This is a genomic window from Kluyvera georgiana ATCC 51603, assembly GCF_001654985.1.
In the GTDB taxonomy this organism is placed as follows: domain Bacteria; phylum Pseudomonadota; class Gammaproteobacteria; order Enterobacterales; family Enterobacteriaceae; genus Kluyvera; species Kluyvera georgiana.
In genome coordinates this window covers 1-1,530 of the sequence record NZ_LXEU01000045.1, presented here as the reverse complement: position 1 = coordinate 1,530, position 1,530 = coordinate 1, and the positions used below count along the sequence as shown (strand labels likewise).

4 protein-coding genes and 1 pseudogene are annotated in these 1,530 nt (G+C 48.7%); 2 read left to right on the top strand and 3 right to left on the bottom strand.

Translation table 11 applies throughout. From position 1 onward, the window contains the following. Both M989_RS25870 and M989_RS10780 read left to right on the top strand, forming a co-directional pair. Positions 1–442, top strand: a pseudogene (locus tag M989_RS25870) (hypothetical protein); the annotation flags it as partial. Beyond that, positions 442–669 (top strand): hypothetical protein, encoded by a 228-nt coding sequence (locus M989_RS10780; protein ID WP_064545100.1) that lies wholly within the window; start codon positions 442–444, stop codon positions 667–669. The pseudogene M989_RS25870 and the gene M989_RS10780, both read left to right, overlap by 1 nt. On the opposite strand, the gene M989_RS26505 is transcribed toward M989_RS10780, so the two are convergent. The 3 genes from M989_RS26505 to M989_RS25865 all read right to left on the bottom strand — a co-directional run. Beyond that, positions 650–832 (bottom strand): tail fiber assembly protein, encoded by a 183-nt coding sequence (locus M989_RS26505; protein WP_425337846.1) that lies wholly within the window; start codon positions 830–832, stop codon positions 650–652. The genes M989_RS10780 and M989_RS26505 overlap by 20 nt on opposite strands. Positions 833–861: 29 nt before the next feature. Continuing rightward, positions 862–1,107, bottom strand: coding sequence for a hypothetical protein (locus M989_RS10770; RefSeq protein ID WP_064545096.1), 246 nt, complete (start codon positions 1,105–1,107; stop codon positions 862–864). Continuing rightward, on the bottom strand, positions 1,104–1,530 hold a 427-nt coding region (locus tag M989_RS25865; RefSeq protein WP_167351054.1), incomplete at its 5' end, for a hypothetical protein. The genes M989_RS25865 and M989_RS10770, both read right to left, overlap by 4 nt.

Below are 1,530 nucleotides of genomic sequence, written 5' to 3'. Positions count from 1 at the left end.
AGGATTGCCAGCAACCTTCGGCAATGCCGCTTCAAAGAACGTAGGCACAACTGCTGGAACTGTCGCTGCAGGTGACGACTCACGTATCGTTAGCGCAGTACAGCCATCTAACCCTGCACTCTGCACGGCCTGGGTGAATTTCAACGGCATTACTCCAGTCACGATTAAAAGTGCGTACAACGTGAGTTCGGTAACTAGATTGAGTACAGGGAAATATCAAATTAACTTCACCAATCCGATGGCAAATAACAACTATGCGCCTAGTCTCTCTTTTGGGGACGGTGCTACTACAGGCAGCGCATCTCCCGTAGTGATGATGTCCACTACCACTACCTCAGGAGACCCACTAAAAACAGTCAATAACATGACTATGTACATTAGAACTAACGCCGGTGTTTATGACAGCTCCGAAGTTAATGCCATATTTTTTGGAGGTATGTAATGCAAGTCATCGTTTTTGAATTAGATGGATCTGCCGCCATTATGGCGGCAGCGCCCAACATCAGCCTGACGATTCTACAAATCGGGCAAAAGGATGTTCCTGATGGTCTTCCATTCTGGATCGTAGACGCATCAATCATTACTGATGATTACGTTATCGAACCCGAGGTATTGGGTGAACCATCGGGGTACGGTGGGACTTATCAGCCTACACCGCTGGAGGTGTAGGCCAAGTAACGTTATCAGGGAAGCCAGCCTGTTGCGTTATATCTCGCAACTGCTGGCGATACTCCAGCCAGGCGACTCTGTCGCCTGGTGAATCTGGCAACGCACGCCAGTCGCATTCTGTTAGCAGTTGGTCGCGCAGCAGCCTTACCTGATCGGCAATCACTGTCTTTCGTTTATCTTGGTTAATCTTAATCACTCGTGTTCCTCCTCCGATTTTTCAACATACGTCCCACCAACTCCGGCAGGTTCGCCCAACGCTGCGACATCAAGTTCCCACGACTCAGTTGGCTCATCCAGTGGCAGTTCTGATGGGTCAACAATCCAGAATTGAATCCCAGCTGGCACATCCCTCTGACCGGTTTCCAGCAGCGTTAGTCCGTTATCGATCCCTTTGGTGAGAGTGCACACGCCACTGTCCATTTCGAAAATGATAATCATGGTTTAGCTCCAAATACGGCAAAACTTAATTCTGATGCATCTCTCAATCGATAATCAGCACCGTAATCAGCTGGGCACGACAGCGTGAATGAACTCGTTGTTTGATTTGTCACATTTAGATCATGCCCGCGATAAGCTAAAGAATCAGTGCTGTCAAACGGTATGAATCGTCCCATGACAGCGTAATTTATTGACGAATACGGCTTTGATAAATTCACCGTATATGTGCCTAGTGCAGTTCGAACAATGCTGCTGATGCCGAGAGAGTCGCCGATAGTGACTGTTGTGATACCGCTCAGGACAGCCCACTCGTTTGCCATCTGCTTATCAACCCCCTTCGGAACGCCGAGGTTTGTGCGCGATACAGCTTTGTCTGGCAGGTCGCTCAGGTTGTTCGTTTTGATGAGCGCGTTTACAAGGTTT